Here is a 19,664-nt window from a genome sequence, read left to right as displayed (position 1 = left end):
TCTCTCTGCACTGTCCGACAAACCCTTTCGGACTGTTTTTTGGGCAGAGGTTCCGCTCATAGCAATACCCCTGAAAAAGGGTAATGCGCCTTTTTTCGATTAAGCTGCTATGGCTCCTCTCTCTGCACTGTCCGACAAACCCTTTCGGACTGTTTTTTGGGCAGAGGTTCCGCTCATAGCAATACCCCTGAAAAAGGGTAATGCGCCTTTTTCAGGGGTTAAATGGGGTTGGGCGGTTTGGACGGTGGCCGAAATGGTAAAGAATCGCGTCGACGATTCGGGCCGAGGCCTGGCCGTCTCCGTATGGATTCGAGGCTTTCGCCATTTGCTGGTACGCTTCGCTGTTTGTAAGCAGCTCGTGCGCCATATGAAAGACATCGTCCTCGTCGGTGCCGGCAAGCTTCAGCGTTCCGGCTTCAATGCCTTCCGGCCGCTCGGTCGTATCGCGCAGCACAAGAACAGGCGTCCCAAGCGATGGCGCTTCCTCCTGGACTCCCCCGGAATCGGTCAGAATAATTTCCGCCTTTGCGGCAAAGTTATGGAAATCGACGACACCAAGCGGTTCAATCAAATGAATTCTTTCATGGTCGCCGAGTATCTCTCCAGCTATTTCACGGACAGCCGGATTCAAATGAACCGGATACACAACCTGAATATCGGGATGCGCTTCAACGAGACGGTGAACCGCTTTGAAAATATTCTTCATCGGCTGTCCGAGGTTTTCGCGGCGGTGAGCCGTGAGAAGAACGAGGCGGCTGCTGCCAACTTTTTCGAGAATCTCATGCTCGTACGCTTCACTGACCGTTGTCTTCAAGGCGTCGATGGCCGTATTTCCTGTAATAAAAATCGCGTCCTCCGCTTTGTTTTCATCAAGCAGATGCTTGGCGGCCTGCTTCGTTGGCGCAAAATGCAGATCAGTCAGGACGCCGGTCAACTGCCGGTTCGCTTCCTCCGGGAAAGGGGAGTACTTATTAAATGTCCGCAGGCCCGCTTCGACATGACCGATGGCGATCTGATTGTAAAAAGCAGCAAGGCTGGCAACGAATGTTGTCGTCGTGTCACCGTGTACGAGTACGATATCCGGCTGAAGCTCCTTCATCGTCCCGTCGAGTCCGAGCAAAGCATTCGTCGTAACATCGGCTAACGTCTGCCGCGCTTTCATAATATTCAAATCATAATCAGGCACGACTTGAAAAATATCGAGTACTTGATCAAGCATTTCACGATGCTGGCCAGTTACCGTCACATACGACTCAATCTCAGCTTCGTGTTTTTTTAATTCCAACACGAGCGGTGACATTTTGATCGCCTCTGGCCTCGTTCCAAATACCGTTAATACTTTCACTTTCTTTTTCATGATTGTGCTCCTCCAGTTGGTGTCCTATTTCGTTCCAAACAAACGATCTCCCGCGTCTCCCAAGCCTGGTACGATGTAGCCCTTCTCATTTAATTTCTCATCCAGTGCCGCGAGGAAAATATCGACATCCGGATGTGCCTTCTGCACCGCTTCCACTCCCTCCGGAGCGGCGACGAGGCACATCAGCTTCATCGTTTTTGCCCCGCGTTTCTTCAAGCTGTTGATCGCTTCAATCGCTGAACCGCCTGTCGCAAGCATCGGATCAATCACGATAAATTCTCTCTCCTCAACATCAGCGGGCAGCTTCACATAATATTCAATCGGCTTTAATGTCGCCGGATCCCGATACAGTCCGACATGCCCGACCCGCGCAGCGGGAATCATCCGCAATATACCGTCGGTCATTCCAAGACCTGCCCTGAGGATCGGCACAAGGCCTAATTTCTTCCCGGCGATTTTTTTAGAAGCAGCTTGTCCGACAGGTGTTTCCACAGTGACGTCCTTTAATGGTAAATCGCGTGTGATCTCAAAGGCCATCAGCCCCGCGACTTCATCCACCAGCTCGCGGAATTCCTTTGTACCGGTTGATTTATCGCGTATGTACGTCAATTTATGTTGAATTAAAGGGTGGTCAAATACAAAAACTTTGCTCATCTTCTTCGGCTCCTTTTTCCGTTCTTTTAACATGACTCTTTGAAAATTCTACTTGAATGACTACTACTTAGCAAGCCGAATTGACAAGATTCTTGAATCAGCTTGCAGCCACTGATTCCTCCCCTATTGCTTCTTATCCTGCAAAAAATCAGCCTGCATTGCTCATGAGGAACAACACAGGCTGATCAAGTTTTCTTATCCTAAATGCTCGTACATCGGGAATTTGGCCGTTAACGCCGCTACACGTGAACGCGCTTCTTCCAGCTTCTCTTCATTTTCAATATTTTTAAGCGTCAAAGCAATGATTGCGCCAATCTCATCCATTGCTTCTCCATCAAAGCCGCGCGATGTCGCAGCAGCTGTTCCGATCCGGATGCCGCTCGTCACAAACGGACTTTCAGGATCGAACGGAATCGTATTTTTATTCGTTGTAATCCCAACTTCATCAAGGGCCTTTTCAGCTACTTTCCCTGTCAGATTAAGGGAACGCAAATCAAGCAAAAGCAAATGGTTATCCGTACCGCCTGATACGAGATTAATTCCTTCACTGACAAGCTTCTCCCCGAGACGCTTGGCGTTCGTTTTAATCGATTCAGCGTATGTTTTAAATTCAGGTGACAGCGCTTCTCCAAAAGCAACCGCTTTGGCGGCAATCACGTGCATTAAAGGACCACCTTGAATGCCAGGGAAAATCGACTTGTCAATTTTCTTGCCGAACTCTTCTTTACAAAGAATCATCCCGCCGCGCGGTCCGCGAAGTGTCTTATGAGTCGTTGTCGTCACAAAATGAGCATGCGGCACTGGGTTAGGGTGCAGTCCTACCGCCACAAGACCGGCGATGTGAGCCATATCAACCATCAGATAAGCGCCTACACTGTCAGCAATTTCACGGAATTTCGCAAAATCGATTTCACGCGGGTATGCGCTCGCCCCGGCGACGATCAGTTTCGGCTTATGCTCCTCTGCAAGCTTTTGCAGCGCGTCATAGTCAAGGCGCTGCGTCTCTTTATCGACGCCATATTCAACGAAATTGTAAAGCACGCCACTGAAGTTAACCGGACTTCCGTGAGTTAAATGTCCGCCATGCGACAAATTCATTCCAAGAACCGTATCACCAGGCTCAAGGATCGTAAAATAGACCGCCATATTCGCCTGCGCCCCGGAGTGAGGCTGCACATTGACATATTCAGCACCAAAGATCTCTTTAGCACGGTCTCTTGCTAAATCCTCGACAATATCCACATATTCACAGCCACCGTAATAACGGCGTCCCGGATAGCCTTCTGCATATTTGTTTGTTAAGACAGAGCCTTGTGCTTCCATGACGGCAGGACTAACAAAGTTCTCTGAAGCGATCAATTCAATTTTGTCACGTTGACGCCCCAGCTCCTGCTGAATTGCTGCAAATACGTTCGGGTCTTGCTTTTGTAATGACATTCTCCATTCCCCTTCCCAATCCATAACTTTCGTCATTCCGTCAAAAAACTATTCTTCCGCTTTTATCTTATCACATTTTCGCGCGTATTTCCGTACGAAATCATCTAAATTTCTTTTTTTGTTCACCAAAGACGAATGGACACGTCTAAAGCAATCCATCACGCTCATAGACAGCGCGGACACCGCCAATTAATTTCGGTCTTGTCACAGCCATCGTCACATGTGCCGCACCAATCATCTTCACCGCACCTCTGACCGGGATCGCGACCTTTTTTAAATGCATCCCGATCAATGTATCGCCAATATCAATTCCTGCTTCACAGGAAACTTCTTCGACGAGTACGGGATCATTCATCTGCCGGAAAGCATATGCCGCCATCGCCCCACCAGCCTGACGGACCGGCACGGCGGAGACGATCTCATAGCCGCGCGCTCTTGCCGTCTCTCTTTCGACGACAAGAGCGCGATTCAAGTGCTCACAGCATTGAAAGGCCAGCTGCACTCCGGTTTGTTCACGTTGCTGCGATAAAGCGCGGTAAATCGCCGCCGCCACTTCCTCGGATCCATTTGAACCTATTTTTTCGCCGATGACTTCACTCGTGCTTGTCCCGATAACGAGCAGCACGTCCTCTGTTAAAGGCATGGCCCGCTGCAAGTCAGCGAGCACGGCAAGAACCTGCCGCTCAATCAATTGTGTTGACTCGTTCATAGGAGCCTCCTTGACTACGCTTCGTACTCAGTAATCTTGCCAACACGGCGTTCGTGCCGGCCACCTTCATAGTCTGTCTGTAGCCAGATCGTCGCGATTTCCCGCGCCAGCCCGGCACCGATGACGCGTTCCCCCATCGCCAGCACGTTGCTGTCGTTATGCTCGCGTGTCGCCTTTGCGCTAAAGCAGTCATGCACGAGGGCGCAGCGGATGCCTTTCACCTTGTTGGCAGCAATCGACATTCCGATCCCAGTGCCGCAAATTAAGATCCCACGATCAAACTCGCCGCTTGCAACCTTTTCCGCTACAGGAATCGCATAATCAGGATAGTCAACCGATGTATCGCATTCGCAGCCGAAATCCTGATATTCAATGCCAAGCTCATCCATTAATTTCTTTATTTCTTCACGGATTTGGATTCCTCCATGGTCTGAACCAATTGCTACTTTCATTAAAATCACTCCATCTGCTTCTAAATATTCATCTTAAAAGCCGCCGCGCCTTCATTTCTTTAGATTGAAAATTTTTCAATCGTCGCTTTCAGTTTTTTCGCCTGCTCGGATAGCTCATGTGCCGTTCCGGCCATTTCACGAATCACGCTTGACTGCTGCTCTGTCATCGAGGAGATTTCGGTTGATCCGGCCGACGTTTCTTCGGCAATCGCCGCGACTTCCTGAGATTCATGTGTTGTTTTCTTAATCGATTCCATCTGCCGGTCAATCATTTGCGAAATTTCTGCAATGACAGCCGCAACCTCATGAACCGATTTTTCCACTTCGGTGATCGCTTCGTTTGTTTTTGTTCCATGTTCTGACTGCTCATTCGCGACTTTTACTTGCTCGCTGATTTGCTCGACGACATTTTTTACTTCTGACTGGATATTGTGAATCAAGTCTGTAATCCCCTGAACCGCCTGCGCACTTTCATCGGCCAGCTTCCGCACTTCATCGGCGACAACCGCAAAGCCTTTACCCTGTTCGCCGGCACGCGCTGCTTCGATTGAAGCATTTAAAGCAAGCAGATTCGTCTGTCCGGCGATATCCCCCACGAGGGAAATAATATCGCCGACTTCCTTCGCCTGGGTTTCAAGCCTGCCGACGACAGTCAATGACTTTTCATTATCAAGCGCCAGCTGCTTAATGCCCTGGACGAGAGAATCAACGACTTTTCTGCTTTCTGTTAGCGTATGTACCATTGCCTCGGATGATTCTTTCGATGTGTTGGCACGCGCCTGAACATTCTCAGCAATTTGCGCTACATCCTCCATCGACTCTGCCGTATTTTGAATCGCATTCGCCGAATTTTCCGCCCCCTGCGCGATTTCATCCATCGTCAAACCGATTTGGGACGCTTTTGAAGCGGCAACTTCAGAGGCGCTTGTGATTTCATTTACTTTCTTGTTTGTTTCATTAAAGTTATCATCAATGTCCTTAACCATATGACGCAGGCTTCTCAGCATTTCGTTGTAAGCGAGTCCGAGCGACCTGATTTCATCATCGGACTTCGACACTTTTATATCGTGCTGGATATCGCCGGCAGCTGCCAGCCGGGCCGCCTGCTCAATTTCTTTAATCGGCTTTGTAATCAATGGCGCGAACAGATAACCGAGCACACCGCTCCAGAAAACACCTTTTATTAATGTAAAGACGATAAAGGCCTCGCGACTAATCCCAAACTTTCCTTCCAATAAATCAGCTAAAACGAAAATAAAAATAGCACTAAACCCGAATGTTACAACGGCTAATCCACTAATTCCAATAACCAGCTTTTTCCTGATGCTGGCCCGATAGCTCTTTTTTTCCCCCACCTCATGTCTCCACCTTTCACAAATTCGCTAGTTTGTGTGTTAACTTGTCCAAGCATCTTTCAATTTCCTTTGCTGTTTGCCGGTAGTCCTCAAGTGAACCACCAATTGGATCAGCGATATCGACCTCCTCTGACTCGTCATCGACAAATTCCTTTAATGTGTGAACATGTTCACTTGTCTCAGGAAAGAGAAGCTGAATCGCCTCTTTATGAGACCTGGTCATCGTCAGAACAAGATCAGCCCAAGTCAATAAATCAGCAGACACGGCCTGAGAGGTATGATCGGGCGCTATCGCCTTTTCCTCCAGGATCGCCCTCGTCCCGTCAGATGCCGGCATGCTCGGCAGCGCATGAATTCCCGCCGACTTCACTTCAACATCAGCGGCACGGCTGCGCAGCAGGGCTTCAGCCATTGGACTGCGGCACGTGTTACCGGTACACACAAATAAAATCTTCTTTTTTGACAAGGCTATCAACTCCTGTTCATCCATCAATATTACTCCCAAAAAACACTTTTCTTTTTCATTTTTCTGTCTAGTTCCATCTTATCACATTCACACTAAAAACGGTACACGGGCTATCGATAAAGCCGGTCTTATATCGGCAGAAACAGCTTAATGCCAAAACCGATTAAGATGCAGCCGCCCAACAGCTCGCCATAGGCGCCGATATAATGCTGAAACCTGCGTCCCATCATCAATCCGGTCCAGGCGAGGAGCATGCTTGCCGCTCCGAACATCGCCACGGTGAGCAGCGTTTTCGCTCCCAGCATCCCTAAGCCAAGTCCGGCTGAGAAGCTGTCTAGGCTGACGCTCAGCGCAAAAAGAAACATTCCCGCTCCATACGGCTTCAGCGTCGATTCTTCATTCGCCTTGAAAGCGGAGGCCACCATCTGCAAACCGATCAGAAACAGCAAGGCGCCGCCAATAAAGGTCGCCAGCATACTAAAATAACTGGATAGCACTTTTCCGGCAGCGACCCCTAACAGCGGCATAATCATATGAAAAATCCCAATTGTAAAACCGATTTGAAAGACTTGCCTCAGCCGCAGCCCAAGCATTCCGAGTCCAAGCGACACCGAAAATGCGTCCATCCCGAGCGCACTAGCCATAATAAATAACGCGACCCATTCGCTCATCCCACCACTCCTCATTACAGACATGCTCTCTCTACTCTATGCACGTCCAAAAACAAACATGTGTATGAGTGTAAGTGGCGGGACGGTCTTGTTTACAGCATTCTTCCCGCGGCGGCCTTTTCCAGCCGGTTCATAATTGCAATCCCGACGCCTTCAGCGGGGAATGTTTCTGCATAAATGACTTCCACCTCCGCATGGTCGAAGGCGCGTAAGCTCTCATACAAGTCAGCGGCTACTGTCGCCAGGCTGCTTCTTTTTCCACAGGCTTTGACGAGGTCGGCTTGATAATCGGCCTGGTGCTCAATTGTCGTCAGAACACCGACGCGCTTCCCCTCCGCCTTGGAACGGGCGACCAGCTCCGGAATGCGCGACCGGTCCTGGACGAGCCAGAGCGTGCCGGCAGGGGCGTAATGTGTATACTTCATCCCTGGCGACATCGGCGTTTCCTGTGCTGAATGAAGCGCAAGGTCGAGGGCGACCGGGCCGATTTCCGCTTCAATCTGCTCCTTTGTTACACCGCCGGGGCGGTAGAGAACGGGCACTGTGCCGGAACAGTCGAGGACGGTTGATTCCAGTCCGACGCCGGTTTTCCCTCCATCGACGATGCCGGCGATTTTATGATCGAGATCGTGGCGGACATGCTCTGCCGACGTCGGACTTGGCTTCCCCGAGAGGTTGGCACTCGGCGCCGCAACAGGGACACCCGCCGCCTGAAGCAATGCGCTGGCGACAGGATGATCCGGCATTCTGACAGCGACCGTGTCAAGCCCGGCTGTTACACTTGGCGCAACCGCCGCTTTTTTCTTGAAAATGAGCGTCAGCGGACCCGGCCAAAAGCGGGCAATCAGCTTTTCCGCTTGTGGCGATATATCCGTCACCAGCTGATCGAGCTGCTGCCGCTCGGCAATATGCACGATCAGCGGATTGTCGCTCGGACGGCCCTTGGCCGCGAATATTTTGCGGACAGCCTGCTCATCTAAAGCGTTTGCTCCGAGGCCGTAAACGGTCTCTGTCGGGAAGGCGATAACTTCTCCTTTTTTTATCCACATCCCAGCTTCGTTTATTTGCGCCTTTGTTCGCTCCTGATTGATTTTTTTATCCACAATCCAATACTCCGTATGTTCATAACTCACATGTCATCGCTCCTATCCTCTTCATTTTGCAGAGGATGTTTACCAATGTCAATCTGCCGCTTTCATTTCCTTAAAAAAACCGCCAAATCAAGGAGCGCGCCTCATTACCTGTTTTCCCCTTTTTTCTTTCTGTCTTGATTGGCCAAAACGAAAAAAACAAGTTATCCACTCCTGTGGATAACTTGTTAGTAAGTTATACTAATTCACATGCCCATAGTTTTGTGTCAAGTCCGATGTTGCGTTGATAATGAGCCGAGCCCTGAATCGCTTCAGGCACCTCTTTCTCCTTCACTTCCCGAAAACCGAGCTGTTGAAACAGCGAATTTGTTCCTTTTGAGCAAAGATAAATTTTATCAAGCTCCTGCTCCTTCGCATATTGCAACACGAGTTGCAAAAACTCCAATGTCAGCTGCGCGTTCCAACTATTTGAATCGAGGACGAGTGAACGTAAAAGCCCGTCTCGTTCGTATTGTTCAATGCCAACCGTACCAATGAGCTGGTTTCCTTCATTTAACACGACGAGAAATCCCGCCAGATTTTGCTCGATGCCATCTTCACGCAAACCCGCTTTCGCAATCAGGTACTGAATCGCCAGCAAATCCTTCGCTTCAGCTCTCCGAACGACGATGCTCATGCCTTTCACCCTTTCATCATCTGCTTACTAGAGCTATATGCATGGCTTGTACACATTATGCCTGTTCAGAAGAAAAGATCCGGTCAACCAAATTCGAGAACAACTCGACAACAAAAAAGGCAACTTCGACTTCATCTTCCGCTTCCTCTTCCTGTTCACTTTCACTTCCTGTCTCCTGTCCGGTCTCCACCGCTTCCCCATTGGCCATCTCAAGAAAACAGAGCGGCGGGAATAACACACACCACCAATTTTCTCCTTTTCCTTCTCCGAGAGTAATCAGAACAGCATCATAAACCCCTGCCGGATAAACGAGATTCCCATACAGCTTCGTCGGAAATTGAACTTCGGTAAATTCAACCTGATACGACTGCTTAAGGCCGGCTTTTTCCAGCTCTTCGGCGACGATTTCTTCAATCGCGGAAAGATTGGACGAAATGACGTCCTTCGCTTCCTCCACACTATCGAGTTCAACGGCCCATTCACTGATCGCCTGATTGACCTGATCGCGAATCGCCCGCTTTACCGCCTGATCGCCAATCGCGTCGCTGTTGCCGAGAATCCGTAAACGGATTGCCTCTTCGGCACTGACTTCCTGATGCAAGGTGGCAACCGCCTTGGCGTTTTGCTCTTCCCAGCTCAATACAAGGACAAACAACGAGAATAATAGATAAATAATAACTGTTGGTTTCATTTTGAAGCACCACCCTTTCACCAGCCATTGTCGCCAGGGTGGTGCTTCTTTAAACCTATCAGTCTTCGACAAAAAACTAGGGGCCTTTAATGGAGCTTGCCGTAAGCGAGTACGATCCGCTCTTTTCCGTTAATATCGCGGCGAATTTCTGTCTCCGCTTTTGGAAAAGCATGCTGCAGCATGTCTCTGACAGCTTCAGCCTGCCCAATGCCGACTTCAAAAGCGATGATTGCTTCCGCCTTTACGACAGCAGGAAGCTGCCCAATCATTCGGCGATAGAGCACAAGGCCATCTTCACCGCCGAACAGGGCGAGATGGGGCTCGTGGTCTTTGACATGAACAGCCAGCTCCTGTTCATCTGCCAGTGGAATATAAGGTGGATTGGAAACAACGATATCCATTTTTAGCCCGCGCTCCAGCAACGGCTCCAGCAAATCACCTCGCAAAAAAGAAACGTCAGCGCCAAGCCCGGCGGCATTTCTTTCAGCGATCTTTAAAGCCGCTTCGGAAAGATCAACGGCATACAGCTCGATCTCCGGCGCTTCCAGCGCAAGGGTGACAGCAATCGCCCCGCTGCCTGTGCCGATATCGGCCGCCGTCACCGTGCGATCAGCGAAACGTGACGCCTTCAGCCCGAGAACGGCTTGCACGAGCTCCTCTGTTTCCGGACGGGGGATCAGGACATCGGAATTCACGATGAACTTGCGGCCATAAAACTCTTCGTAGCCGATTAGATGCTGAACGGGAATGCCTTCCGCATGGCGGGCGAGATCCTGCTTCAGCCTCGTGATCAGTTCACCGGGGACAGGATCATGTAGCCTCATCAGCAGCTGCGCCCGGTCAAGCTGTAAATAATGACGGAGCAGCCACTCCGCAACAGGCTGTTCCAGCGACCTTTGCTCCAAAAAAGAAGAAGCCCAGCGAAGGGCCTCATGCAATGTCATTGTCTTCATTTATTGCTGCTCCGCTCGTTTCATCGCGTCTGCCTGTTCTTCAACAATCAGCGCATCGATGATTTCGTCGAGCTTTCCTTGCAGGATTTGTTCAAGCTTCTGCAAGGTCAGGCCGATGCGGTGATCTGTCACCCTGCTCTGCGGAAAGTTATACGTGCGGATACGCTCGGAGCGATCGCCTGTACCGACAGCCAGCTTACGATTCTCATCGTATTCGGCCTGCACCTCACGCTGAATCTTGTCATAGACGCGGGCGCGCAGTACCTTCATCGCTTTTTCCTTGTTCTTGATCTGCGACTTTTCATCCTGACAGGAGACGACCGTTCCTGTTGGAAGATGCGTAAGACGGACAGCAGACATCGTTGTATTTACACTTTGTCCCCCCGGTCCACTTGAAGCAAAGGTATCGACGCGGATATCCTTTTCATGGATTTCCACTTCGACCTCTTCCGCCTCCGGCAAAACGGCAACGGTCGCCGTCGACGTGTGAATCCGTCCGCCTGATTCGGTTTGCGGCACGCGCTGAACGCGATGGGCGCCGTTTTCATACTTCAGCTTGGAGTACGCCCCTGCTCCGTTAACGGTGAAGATGATTTCCTTATAGCCGCCAAGCTCGGTCGTCGTCGCCTCAATCACTTCTGTTTTCCAGCCTTGTGACTCAGCATAACGGGTATACATTTTATAAAGGTCGCCGGCAAACAGCTGGGCTTCATCTCCCCCGGCAGCTCCGCGGATTTCGACGATAACGTTCTTATCATCGTTAGGATCCTTCGGTAAAAGAAGAACTTTAAGACGCTCTTCCAGCTCCTGCTTGCGAGAAGACAGCTCGTCAATTTCTTCCTTGACCATCGCATGCATTTCGTCATCAAGCTTCTCTTCCAGCATCGCCCGGGCATCCTGATGCTGGGCAACCACTTCCTTATACTCTCTGAAAGCCGCTACCGTTTCCTGCAAATCAGCCTGTTCTTTCGAATACTCGCGCAGCTTCTTTGAGTCATTTATAATATCAGGATCACTTAATAGCTCGTTCAGACGATCATAACGATCCTCTACTGATTGTAATCGATCTAACACGGTTTTCACCTCATTACCTATTTCCAGTCCATAACAGTCTAATTATAGTATACCGATCAAACCTGGTCAATGTGAGCTCCGTTTCGCACGGAAAAGATTTTCGCTTAGCTTTGGCGGACAGCGGGAATACTATATAGACGATTCAGAACAGAGAGGTGATGAAATGAACTACGTGATTATTGGCGGGGATGCCGCCGGAATGAGCGCGGCGATGCAAATTGTCAGGCATGACCCGACGGCGAGTGTGACGACGCTTGAAATGGGCGACGATTATTCGTACGCGCAGTGCGGACTGCCTTATTTGATTGGCGGACTGATTGATGATCCTGATCAACTCGTGGCTCGCACTGTCGAAACATTTCGTCGTAAATACAAAATTGACGCGCGCACCCGTCATGAAGTGACCGGGATCGACCCGACGGCCAGACGCGTCTTCGGTGAACATTTTGACCTTACATATGACAAGCTGTTGATTGCCACGGGAGCGCGTCCATTCCTGCCTTCATGGGAAGGGAAGAGCTTGGACGGCGTCCATACATTGAAAACGATCCCCGACGCGAGGCGGCTGCTACGTGAACTGAAGCAGGATGTGGACAATGTGGTGATCATCGGCGGAGGATATATTGGACTGGAGATGGCGGAAAATTTCGCCGCCCGTGGAAAGCAGGTAACAATCGTTGAGCGCAATTCCCAGCTGGCGACGATCTTTGATCCCGATCTGGCCGAACATATTCACGCCGAGGCAGAGAAAAACGGGATCAAGCTTGTGTTCGATCAGGAAGTTCAGGCACTCGGCGGTACCAAGCGGGTCGAGGAGGTCGTTACGGATAAGCAGACGCTCCCGGCCGATCTCGTTCTTATCGCCATCGGCGTCAGGCCAAATACCGATTTTGTAAAAGGAAGCGGAATCGAGCTGAGTGAAAACGGGGCGATTAAAGTCAATGCCTTTATGGAAACAAACCTCGCTTCGATTTATGCCGCCGGCGATTGCGCGACTCAATATCACCGGATTAAAGAGCGCGATGATTATATCCCGCTTGGAACTCATGCCAACAAACAGGGCCGAATTGCCGGCATCAATATGAGCGGAAGACCGAGAAGCTTCAAAGGAATCGTCGGCACCTCGATTGTAAAATTCTTTTCTCTCACCTTGGGACGAACCGGACTTTCCAAAAGGGAAGCCGAGCAGCACGGCATTCCTTATCAGGCTGTCACTGCCGAGCTCCCCCAGCATGCCTCTTATTATCCGGGGGCTGAGAAGCTGCTGATCCGGCTGTTGTATCAGCCGAACACCGGGCAGCTGCTCGGCGCGCAGCTCTTCGGACGGGACGGTGTCGACAAACGCCTTGATGTACTCGCCACCGCCCTTTACCATGGCATGACGATGCAGGAGCTCGAAGACCTCGACCTCGCTTACGCCCCGCCGTACAATGGCGTCTGGGACCCTGTGCAGCAGACAGCACGCCGCAAATAAGGAAGCTGCTGAAAAAATACGATTTTCACTTTTTCAGCAGCTTCCAAGTAAAAGAGGTTTAACCGCGCAGTCGAAGCTGGTTCGGTCTCTTGCTCTGAGGGGCACAAGCCAGGAGATGATGGAATGCTTAAGGGGCTGGCCAAAAGGTAACAACAACCTTTTTGGCCAGCCCCTGCTTCTATTCCCGAATATGGACTTGATAACGAGGAATTTGCTGCTGCAAAGCTTCTTTCAGCTTAGTCATTTCAGCTTTTTTCTGCTGTGCGTCAAGCTCCGGCGGCGGCGTCACCTTCACATAAGCATGGCTGCCGGCAATCACGACCATTCCCATTTCAAAGCCAAACTGGTCATGGATAATTTGATGAATAAGCGATTGGTCGTCGCCGAGGTTTTGCCGTTCATTCGTTAATGTCCGAAAGCTGGTGCTCGTTGTGTTTTCCTCGCCGCGGTGAGAGTAGGTCGGCCGTTGCCGGATGCCACTATACATCATCGGACCGGGACCGAACAGGCCGTACATGACATTGCCCTCATGAGCAAGAGCCGAGACCGCCTGTCCTTGTTCTCCTCCCTGACCTGCGCAGCCGACAAGCAGCAGAAATGCCGCCAGCAGAACAGCTTTTACTTTTGTCATTCTGAAACACCTCCATGCCGCCTACAATGAGGCTGCATGAGTAGCTTGCCCAATTAAGCCTGATTATCTCTGTTAGTTTCCCCCAGCGGCGGATTTCGATAGCATTTGCGACAGACCGGGTAATAGGACTCGTTGCCGCCAATTTTAATTTGCTCCCCGGTGTAAACAGGCTGATCATTTTCAACGCGCAACGCCATGATCGCTTTACGTTCGCAGAACCAGCAAATTGTTTTCATTTCTTCAATTTTATCAGCATAAAGCAGCATATATTTGCTGCCTTCAAACAGTTCATTTTGGAAGTCGTTTTTCAAGCCGAAGCCCATCACTGGAATGTCCAGCTCATCGACAATCCGCGTCAGTTGGATAATATGATGCTTATTCAAAAACTGGCACTCATCAATGAGCACGCAAGCCGGTTTTCGTTGAAGATCGCGAATGTATTCAAAAATGTCAGTGTCGCTAAAAATCGGCACAGCTTTCCGTCGAAGACCGATGCGGGAAGAGACATAACCCACTTCATCGCGCGTATCAACCGCCGATGTTAAAATAACGACATGCTTGTTCTGTTCTTCATAATTATGAGCCACTTTCAAAATTTCAATTGATTTTCCACTGTTCATTGCACCGTATTTAAAAAATAATTGCGCCAAAATAAATCTCCCTTGCGATAAGTTTTCCCCTTGCTTATGATCATGACCATGCAAAATTATAGCAGGTTTAGCATACAGTTGAAAGTTCAAAACGACCTGTTTCAGCAAGAGAAACGGCCGATTAATGCAGGCGATGTTTTACGGTAATCTCTCCGATCTAAAAACGAGGCTGGCCAAAAGGTTGTTTTTTTATCCCTTTTGGCTCAGCCTCTATGCAATGAGCGTCACGATCTTTTCATGAGTTTGGTTTTCTTAGTCATCCGCCATCCCAGCGCCGAAATAAGCGGGCGTCAATCTCAAATTGGTCAAGCGCCTTGCCAATCGTCTGATTGACAATATCATCAATCGTTTTCGGCTTATGATAAAAGGACGGAACCGGTGGAAGGATCACGCCGCCCATTTGAGTAATGATTGTCATATGCTGCAAATGGCTTAAGTTAAAAGGCGTTTCCCTGACGATCAGAACGAGCTTCCGTCTTTCCTTCAGCTGAACATCCGCCGCTCTTGTAATCAGTTCATCGTTAAAGCTGTTGGCAATCGCCGATAATGTTTTGATCGAACATGGCGCGACGATCATCCCGTCGACTTTAAACGAACCGCTGGAGATCGCTGCGCCAATTTCCTCCTGTCCATACACCGACGTCGCCAGAGCCTGGACGTCTTCGACCGTATAATCGGTTTCATATTCAATCGTCTGCTTCGCCGCATTACTGATGACAGCGTGACTTTCCATCCCTAATTTTTGCAATACTTCAAGCGTACGAATCCCGTAAATGGCCCCACTCGCACCTGATATTCCGACGACAATTTTTTTCATATTAGCCTTCCTCGTCTGTCCTTTGTATTCTTTGCAAATAAGACTGATACTCCTCTCTTGTATCAATATCCTCAGGAAGCTGTGCAGTTACATGGAGGCTAAACACCTGATCCTGATGCTGACGAATAAGCTGCCGCGCCCCCTGATCTCCCGTTACCGTAAGCAACTCCGGAAAAAAGCTTCTTGAAAAAAGAACCGGATGTGAGCGGGTTGTCCGATAGACCGTCTGAATAATCGGATAGCGTTGCTTCTCATAAAGCTCAATCAGCTGATCAAGCGCCGCTTCCTCCATATCCGGCTGATCACCAAGCAATATGATCGCCGCTTCGGCGTTCCGCTCCTTGACATAGTGAATGCCCGCTTTCAACGAAGAACTCATACCGGCCCGCGATTCATCATTGGCGAGAGGGACAAGCGGAAACTCGGCTACCGCATCAGCGACGGCGGGCACGTCAGCATTATAGACAAGCACGACGCCACTTGCCTTCGCCCGGCAGGCGGTCCCCGCTACCCTGGTAATAAGCGGCTTCCCGTCCGGCAGTGGGAGAAGCAGCTTCGGCTCCCCCATCCGTCGCGAGTAACCGGCCGCTAAAATGATAATCCAAATGTTTTTCTCACTCATAGCTCCACCTCATATGGGCAATCGGATGATCTTGCTTTCCATTTTGAAAAGCGATCAGCTCACTAAGGATACTGACGGTAATTTCCTGGGGAGAAGACGCGCCGATCTCCAACCCGACCGGTGAATACAGCTTGTCAAGCCATTCCTTTTCAACCTGCAGTCCGTTTGCTTTTACCCCATCGAGCAGCATGCGAATCCGCCCGCGCGATCCGAGCACGCCGAGAAAAGGAAAGGAAAGCGGCAGCAAATGATGGAGCGCAAGCTGATCCAGCTCCAGATTATGAGTCATCAGGACACAATAGGTTGCAGCATCTGGCTGCAGTTCAGCAAAGTCTCCCCTGCTCACTAAAACTGTTTCATACCGGTCAAAATATGTTTGCAAATAGGCTTCGCGGTGATCGACGACAGAAACGCGCCAATCGAGTTCGTACGCCCCTTTCGCCAACAGCACGGCGTCAGGCCCGGCGCCGATAATCATCAACCGTGGCCGGGGTGTGACCGATTCATGAAAAAGCGTAACAGCCACGCCATCCAGCTCTGTCTCCTGTAAGCCCGTGACCTTTTCCCCACTTTGTCCAGCAGGAGTGCGCCAATGACTTCCCGCTGGGTAACGATCCTCATCACCGGATTCCACAACGGTCGTGAACAAATACGGTTCATCCGCGGTTAACCGCCGGCCAAGCTCCTCAGCCAGCCGACTGGCGCCCTGCCGGTCATCGACCGGATCAAACGGCTGAAGCAGCACGGTAATGACCCCATTGCAGCCTACCCCAAGACCCCAGACTTCTTCTTCCGACCAGCGAAAATCATACGTAAGCTTTTTCGGATGATTTGATTGCAGAACATCCCGCGCATGGGTAGCTAAATCAGGCTCGACGCATCCCCCGCTGATCATTCCGGTCACCTCTCCACCGGGATCAATGACGGCCCGGGCTCCTTCACGACGGTAGGCGGAGCCTTTTACATCAATAATGGTGGCAAGGACGGCACGTTTGTTTTCATGTAAAGCATCAATCAACTTGTGATAAACATCTCTCATCCCGTCACCTTCGATTTCTGTTTTCTCCCTTGGACGCCAGGAGGCCGCTCCAAGGTATGATCAATCCCTACCCTTTTAGCGCAGCGGCCATCCCTGTTTTCTTATTTCGGCACATTCAAGACAAGCCGTTCATTCATAGTCATTAGCCAAACGCCAAACAGCTTCCGGATTTAGTGGTAATGCCCGGCCCCGCTTTCCAATTGCCTGGGCAATTGCATTGGCAATCGCTCCCGGAACCGGATCAATCGCGACTTCACCAACTGATTTAGCGCCGAATGGTCCATGCGGATCCGAGCCGTCAATAAAGGCAATTTCAATTGGCGGTATATCCGCTGCCCCCGGCATCCGATAGTCCATGATCGTCGGATTTTGCACCTTTCCTTCCTTCACCTTCAGCTCTTCCATCGTCACCCAGCCGATTCCTTGCGCGACAGCCCCATAAACCTGGCTTTTCGCGCCGACTTCATTAATAATTGTGCCGGAATCGTGGACAGCCCAGTAGCCGACGAGCTTAACTCGGCCTGTATCAGGATCGACTTCAACTTCAGCTACATGGGCAGTAAACGGATAGTTTGGCGATGGATGACCGTAATACGTCTTATCCGGCCGATCCGTGTCTGGGCTGTACGTCGCCCGTACGGTGAGCTGGTCGCCGGCGTGCAGCCCGCGATAGCTTGCCGCAAGCTCTTCTAAGGTCAGGACGCGGTCATTCACTTGAATACCTTCGTGACAGAAAACGCCATCTTCTCCCGTCATCTCCTTCACGAGCTCCAGCATTTTTCTCTTTACTTCCTTCGCGGCAAGGTGAACTGCGTTACCGCCCATGACCGTACTGCGGGAAGCAAGCGTTCCGATACCGAACGGATTCCGCTCCGTATCACCGGACTTTACAAGAATTTGATCAGCGCTGATTCCCAGCTCCTTCGCGGCGATAGTGGCATACGTTTGCGTCATTCCCTGGCCAAGCTCGATTTCACCAGTCTGGACGATCAGCTCCCCGGCGGAAGATAATGTGATGACGGCTGTTGAGCCTTCAAAGCGCGGATCAATTCCGCGGAAGCCGGAGACATGGTTGCCAAGCGCCATCCCGAGGCCGCGGTTTGGCGGCAGGTCTTTCTTCCGCTCCCAGCCCGAGATTTCCTTCACTTTTTCAATACATTGATCGAGCTTACAGCTGTCCAATTGATAGCCGTGAATCGTCACATCCTTTTCACGGACGATGTTTTTCATTCTGATTTCACTCGGATCCATTTCCAACGCTTCCGCCAGTTCATCAATAATGCTTTCAACGGCAAACAGCATTTCGGCGTTCCCGAAGCCGCGCATACATGTCGTTGGGCTAATATTCGTATAGCATAAATGCCCTTCGGCGCGGACGTTCTGGAAATGATAGACGCCATCCGGCCGCGTGCAAGCCGTGGCGACAATGTTCGGGCTCCAGTAAATGCGCGCTCCTGCATTAGCATAGACCGTAGCATCTTTGTACACAAAACGCCCCTCTTCATCGGCACCGATTTCAACTTCCATCTTGAGCGGGACACGCGGATGGGCGCTGATCATATCCTCTGTACGATTTAAGACGATTTTTACAGGGCGGGCGGCGGCTTTGCTTAACGCGCACGCAATCAAATGCATTTTCAACACATATTTCGCGCCGAATGAGCCGCCGATTGGCGGGATGATGATTCTTACTTTGTCTTCAGGCAAACCAAAGGCAGCGGCATACGTTTCCCTTGCTAAATAAGGGATATGCGACCCGGCCCACAGCGTAACGCCATCTTCCTCCGACCAGCTGGCAATCGCAGCGATCGGCTCGAGATGTCCTTGATAAATCGGATTGATGACGTAGGTTCCGCCACGGACGACCGCCGCTTTTTCCTTCCCCGCTTTTACGTTGCCGCGCTCCAATTGAAGATGCATCGGCCGATTATCCGGGGCACTGCTATGCAAAACAGGGGCGTCTTCCAGCATCGCATCCTCTGTTTCAAAAATAGCCGGGAGCACCTCATATTCAACTTCAATCGCCTCCAGCGCTGCCTCGAGAGCCGCTTTCGACTCTGCTGCGACTGCCGCGACTTCCTCCCCGATAAAAAGCACCCGTTCCTCGGCTAAAATGTTCCAATCTTTAAAGCGCGTCGGTCCAAATGGTGGATGGGGAACATCCGCCGCCGTGATGACGGCCACGACGCCGTCGATCGCTTTCGCCTTTGTTGTATCGATCCGGACAATGTTGGCATGCGGATGCGGGCTGCGCAATATTCCGCCAATCAATTGACCTGGCAAATTCATATCCTCAATAAATTTTGTTTTCCCGCTCAGCTTGTTCATATGAGCATGCGGGGATTTAACGTTGGAGGTCATGGGACTTCTCCTCCCTATTCAATACTTTCTCAACTGCCTGGAAAATACTCTGATATCCTGTACAGCGGCATAGATTATTTTTCAACGCCGCGCGGACGTTTCCGGCAAATTGTTCAGGCTTTTGGATGTAGGCAGATAAGGTCATCATAATCCCCGGAGTGCAAAAGCCGCACTGCACGCCGCCCGTCTCCATCATCGCCTCGCTCAAATGCTGAAAGGTTTCCGTTTCGGCGACGCCTTCAATCGTTTCCACTTCCGCCCCTGCTACAGCAGCGACCGGGAGAATACATGAAATCGTCGGTTTGCCGCCGACCATCACGGTACAGGCCCCGCACTCTCCCGTCTGGCAGCCAATCTTCGTTCCTGTTAAACCGGCCTCTTCACGGATATAACTGACAAGCGGACGGGTTGGATCACCATTCCAGCTTTTTTCCTGTCCATTTATCCGAAGCGTTATATTCTGCTTGCTGTCCATTGTTGCCTC

General features: G+C 50.7%; 21 protein-coding genes. 1 reads left to right on the top strand and 20 read right to left on the bottom strand.

Features of this window, described 5'->3' with window-relative positions; genetic code table 11:
* Positions 1 to 211: 211 nt before the first annotated feature.
* From wecB to prfA, 13 genes are all read right to left on the bottom strand, one after another.
* On the bottom strand, positions 212 to 1,357 hold the full coding sequence (gene wecB, locus ABMB67_RS14120; RefSeq protein ID WP_354572467.1) for a non-hydrolyzing UDP-N-acetylglucosamine 2-epimerase: 1,146 nt from the start codon (positions 1,355 to 1,357) through the stop codon (positions 212 to 214).
* 24 nt (positions 1,358 to 1,381) lie between these two features.
* Complete coding sequence (gene upp / locus ABMB67_RS14115; RefSeq protein WP_251223067.1) at positions 1,382 to 2,011, bottom strand: uracil phosphoribosyltransferase; 630 nt, start codon at positions 2,009 to 2,011, stop codon at positions 1,382 to 1,384.
* A gap of 195 nt (positions 2,012 to 2,206) precedes the next feature.
* Positions 2,207 to 3,448: a serine hydroxymethyltransferase gene (gene glyA, locus ABMB67_RS14110; protein WP_354572466.1), complete on the bottom strand. Its 1,242-nt coding sequence runs from the start codon at positions 3,446 to 3,448 to the stop codon at positions 2,207 to 2,209.
* Between the two features lie 145 nt (positions 3,449 to 3,593).
* Positions 3,594 to 4,157, bottom strand: coding sequence for a TIGR01440 family protein (locus ABMB67_RS14105; protein ID WP_251223065.1), 564 nt, complete (start codon positions 4,155 to 4,157; stop codon positions 3,594 to 3,596).
* A gap of 14 nt (positions 4,158 to 4,171) precedes the next feature.
* Entirely contained in the window at positions 4,172 to 4,609 is a 438-nt protein-coding gene (gene rpiB / locus ABMB67_RS14100) for a ribose 5-phosphate isomerase B (protein WP_251223064.1), read from the bottom strand.
* A 59-nt stretch (positions 4,610 to 4,668) separates the two neighbouring features.
* On the bottom strand, positions 4,669 to 5,964 hold the full coding sequence (locus tag ABMB67_RS14095) for a methyl-accepting chemotaxis protein (protein ID WP_251223063.1): 1,296 nt from the start codon (positions 5,962 to 5,964) through the stop codon (positions 4,669 to 4,671).
* Positions 5,965 to 5,980: 16 nt separating this feature from the next.
* Complete coding sequence (locus ABMB67_RS14090) at positions 5,981 to 6,454, bottom strand: low molecular weight protein arginine phosphatase (protein ID WP_251223062.1); 474 nt, start codon at positions 6,452 to 6,454, stop codon at positions 5,981 to 5,983.
* A gap of 104 nt (positions 6,455 to 6,558) precedes the next feature.
* Positions 6,559 to 7,101, bottom strand: coding sequence for a manganese efflux pump MntP (locus tag ABMB67_RS14085; protein WP_251223061.1), 543 nt, complete (start codon positions 7,099 to 7,101; stop codon positions 6,559 to 6,561).
* A 92-nt stretch (positions 7,102 to 7,193) separates the two neighbouring features.
* Entirely contained in the window at positions 7,194 to 8,234 is a 1,041-nt protein-coding gene (locus ABMB67_RS14080) for an L-threonylcarbamoyladenylate synthase (protein WP_354572465.1), read from the bottom strand.
* A gap of 193 nt (positions 8,235 to 8,427) precedes the next feature.
* A complete protein-coding gene (locus ABMB67_RS14075) occupies positions 8,428 to 8,868 on the bottom strand; it encodes a GNAT family N-acetyltransferase (RefSeq protein WP_354572464.1) in 441 nt (146 codons plus the stop codon).
* A gap of 55 nt (positions 8,869 to 8,923) precedes the next feature.
* A complete protein-coding gene (gene spoIIR / locus ABMB67_RS14070; protein WP_251223058.1) occupies positions 8,924 to 9,559 on the bottom strand; it encodes a stage II sporulation protein R in 636 nt (211 codons plus the stop codon).
* Positions 9,560 to 9,645: 86 nt separating this feature from the next.
* Positions 9,646 to 10,512 carry a peptide chain release factor N(5)-glutamine methyltransferase gene (prmC, locus tag ABMB67_RS14065; RefSeq protein WP_354572463.1) on the bottom strand — a complete coding sequence of 289 codons (867 nt, stop codon included), beginning with the start codon at positions 10,510 to 10,512 and terminating at the stop codon, positions 9,646 to 9,648.
* Complete coding sequence (gene prfA, locus ABMB67_RS14060) at positions 10,513 to 11,586, bottom strand: peptide chain release factor 1 (protein ID WP_251223056.1); 1,074 nt, start codon at positions 11,584 to 11,586, stop codon at positions 10,513 to 10,515. It lies immediately after the preceding gene.
* 163 nt (positions 11,587 to 11,749) lie between these two features.
* On the opposite strand from prfA, the gene ABMB67_RS14055 reads away from it, so the two are divergent.
* Entirely contained in the window at positions 11,750 to 13,060 is a 1,311-nt protein-coding gene (locus tag ABMB67_RS14055) for an FAD-dependent oxidoreductase (protein WP_354572462.1), read from the top strand.
* Positions 13,061 to 13,238: 178 nt separating this feature from the next.
* Here the strand turns inward: ABMB67_RS14055 and ABMB67_RS14050 are convergent, their stop codons facing one another.
* The 7 genes from ABMB67_RS14050 to ABMB67_RS14020 all read right to left on the bottom strand — a co-directional run bounded on the left by ABMB67_RS14050 (position 13,239) and on the right by ABMB67_RS14020 (position 19,655).
* Complete coding sequence (locus tag ABMB67_RS14050) at positions 13,239 to 13,691, bottom strand: hypothetical protein (protein ID WP_251223054.1); 453 nt, start codon at positions 13,689 to 13,691, stop codon at positions 13,239 to 13,241.
* Positions 13,692 to 13,744: 53 nt separating this feature from the next.
* Positions 13,745 to 14,341, bottom strand: coding sequence for a thymidine kinase (locus ABMB67_RS14045; RefSeq protein WP_251223053.1), 597 nt, complete (start codon positions 14,339 to 14,341; stop codon positions 13,745 to 13,747).
* Between the two features lie 256 nt (positions 14,342 to 14,597).
* Positions 14,598 to 15,158: a UbiX family flavin prenyltransferase gene (locus tag ABMB67_RS14040; RefSeq protein WP_251223052.1), complete on the bottom strand. Its 561-nt coding sequence runs from the start codon at positions 15,156 to 15,158 to the stop codon at positions 14,598 to 14,600.
* 1 nt (position 15,159) lies between these two features.
* Positions 15,160 to 15,780, bottom strand: coding sequence for a nucleotidyltransferase family protein (locus tag ABMB67_RS14035; protein WP_354572461.1), 621 nt, complete (start codon positions 15,778 to 15,780; stop codon positions 15,160 to 15,162).
* Positions 15,773 to 16,819, bottom strand: a complete 1,047-nt coding sequence (locus ABMB67_RS14030; protein ID WP_354572460.1) for an XdhC family protein — start codon at positions 16,817 to 16,819, stop codon at positions 15,773 to 15,775. Before ABMB67_RS14030 ends, ABMB67_RS14035 begins: the two co-directional genes overlap by 8 nt.
* A 129-nt stretch (positions 16,820 to 16,948) precedes the next feature.
* The gene (locus ABMB67_RS14025; protein ID WP_354572459.1) at positions 16,949 to 19,180 is read right to left on the bottom strand and encodes a xanthine dehydrogenase family protein molybdopterin-binding subunit; all 2,232 of its coding nucleotides are present in this window, start codon (positions 19,178 to 19,180) and stop codon (positions 16,949 to 16,951) included.
* Entirely contained in the window at positions 19,164 to 19,655 is a 492-nt protein-coding gene (locus tag ABMB67_RS14020) for a (2Fe-2S)-binding protein (RefSeq protein WP_354572458.1), read from the bottom strand. The genes ABMB67_RS14025 and ABMB67_RS14020 overlap by 17 nt, the downstream gene beginning before the upstream one ends.
* Between the last annotated feature and the right edge of the window lie 9 nt (positions 19,656 to 19,664).

Source organism: Halalkalibacter oceani (genome assembly GCF_040544555.1).
GTDB classification, from domain to species: domain Bacteria; phylum Bacillota; class Bacilli; order Bacillales; family Bacillaceae_D; genus Halalkalibacter; species Halalkalibacter oceani.
The sequence above is the reverse complement of the archived record's forward strand: the minus strand, read 5'-3'. Positions and strand labels throughout refer to the sequence as shown.

What these genes read in the sequence shown, in the direction of transcription:
- wecB (WP_354572467.1), bottom strand. Translation starts at nt 1,357, where the DNA reads ATGAAAAAGAAAGTGAAAGTATTAACGGTATTTGGAACGAGGCCAGAG.
- upp (WP_251223067.1), bottom strand. Translation starts at nt 2,011, where the DNA reads ATGAGCAAAGTTTTTGTATTTGACCACCCTTTAATTCAACATAAATTG.
- glyA (WP_354572466.1), bottom strand. Translation starts at nt 3,448, where the DNA reads ATGTCATTACAAAAGCAAGACCCGAACGTATTTGCAGCAATTCAGCAG.
- ABMB67_RS14105 (WP_251223065.1), bottom strand. Translation starts at nt 4,157, where the DNA reads ATGAACGAGTCAACACAATTGATTGAGCGGCAGGTTCTTGCCGTGCTC.
- rpiB (WP_251223064.1), bottom strand. Translation starts at nt 4,609, where the DNA reads ATGAAAGTAGCAATTGGTTCAGACCATGGAGGAATCCAAATCCGTGAA.
- ABMB67_RS14090 (WP_251223062.1), bottom strand. Translation starts at nt 6,454, where the DNA reads ATGGATGAACAGGAGTTGATAGCCTTGTCAAAAAAGAAGATTTTATTT.
- ABMB67_RS14085 (WP_251223061.1), bottom strand. Translation starts at nt 7,101, where the DNA reads ATGAGCGAATGGGTCGCGTTATTTATTATGGCTAGTGCGCTCGGGATG.
- ABMB67_RS14075 (WP_354572464.1), bottom strand. Translation starts at nt 8,868, where the DNA reads ATGAGCATCGTCGTTCGGAGAGCTGAAGCGAAGGATTTGCTGGCGATT.
- spoIIR (WP_251223058.1), bottom strand. Translation starts at nt 9,559, where the DNA reads ATGAAACCAACAGTTATTATTTATCTATTATTCTCGTTGTTTGTCCTT.
- prmC (WP_354572463.1), bottom strand. Translation starts at nt 10,512, where the DNA reads ATGAAGACAATGACATTGCATGAGGCCCTTCGCTGGGCTTCTTCTTTT.
- ABMB67_RS14055 (WP_354572462.1), top strand. Translation starts at nt 11,750, where the DNA reads ATGAACTACGTGATTATTGGCGGGGATGCCGCCGGAATGAGCGCGGCG.
- ABMB67_RS14050 (WP_251223054.1), bottom strand. Translation starts at nt 13,691, where the DNA reads ATGACAAAAGTAAAAGCTGTTCTGCTGGCGGCATTTCTGCTGCTTGTC.
- ABMB67_RS14040 (WP_251223052.1), bottom strand. Translation starts at nt 15,158, where the DNA reads ATGAAAAAAATTGTCGTCGGAATATCAGGTGCGAGTGGGGCCATTTAC.
- ABMB67_RS14035 (WP_354572461.1), bottom strand. Translation starts at nt 15,780, where the DNA reads ATGAGTGAGAAAAACATTTGGATTATCATTTTAGCGGCCGGTTACTCG.
- ABMB67_RS14030 (WP_354572460.1), bottom strand. Translation starts at nt 16,819, where the DNA reads ATGAGAGATGTTTATCACAAGTTGATTGATGCTTTACATGAAAACAAA.
- ABMB67_RS14025 (WP_354572459.1), bottom strand. Translation starts at nt 19,180, where the DNA reads ATGACCTCCAACGTTAAATCCCCGCATGCTCATATGAACAAGCTGAGC.
- ABMB67_RS14020 (WP_354572458.1), bottom strand. Translation starts at nt 19,655, where the DNA reads ATGGACAGCAAGCAGAATATAACGCTTCGGATAAATGGACAGGAAAAA.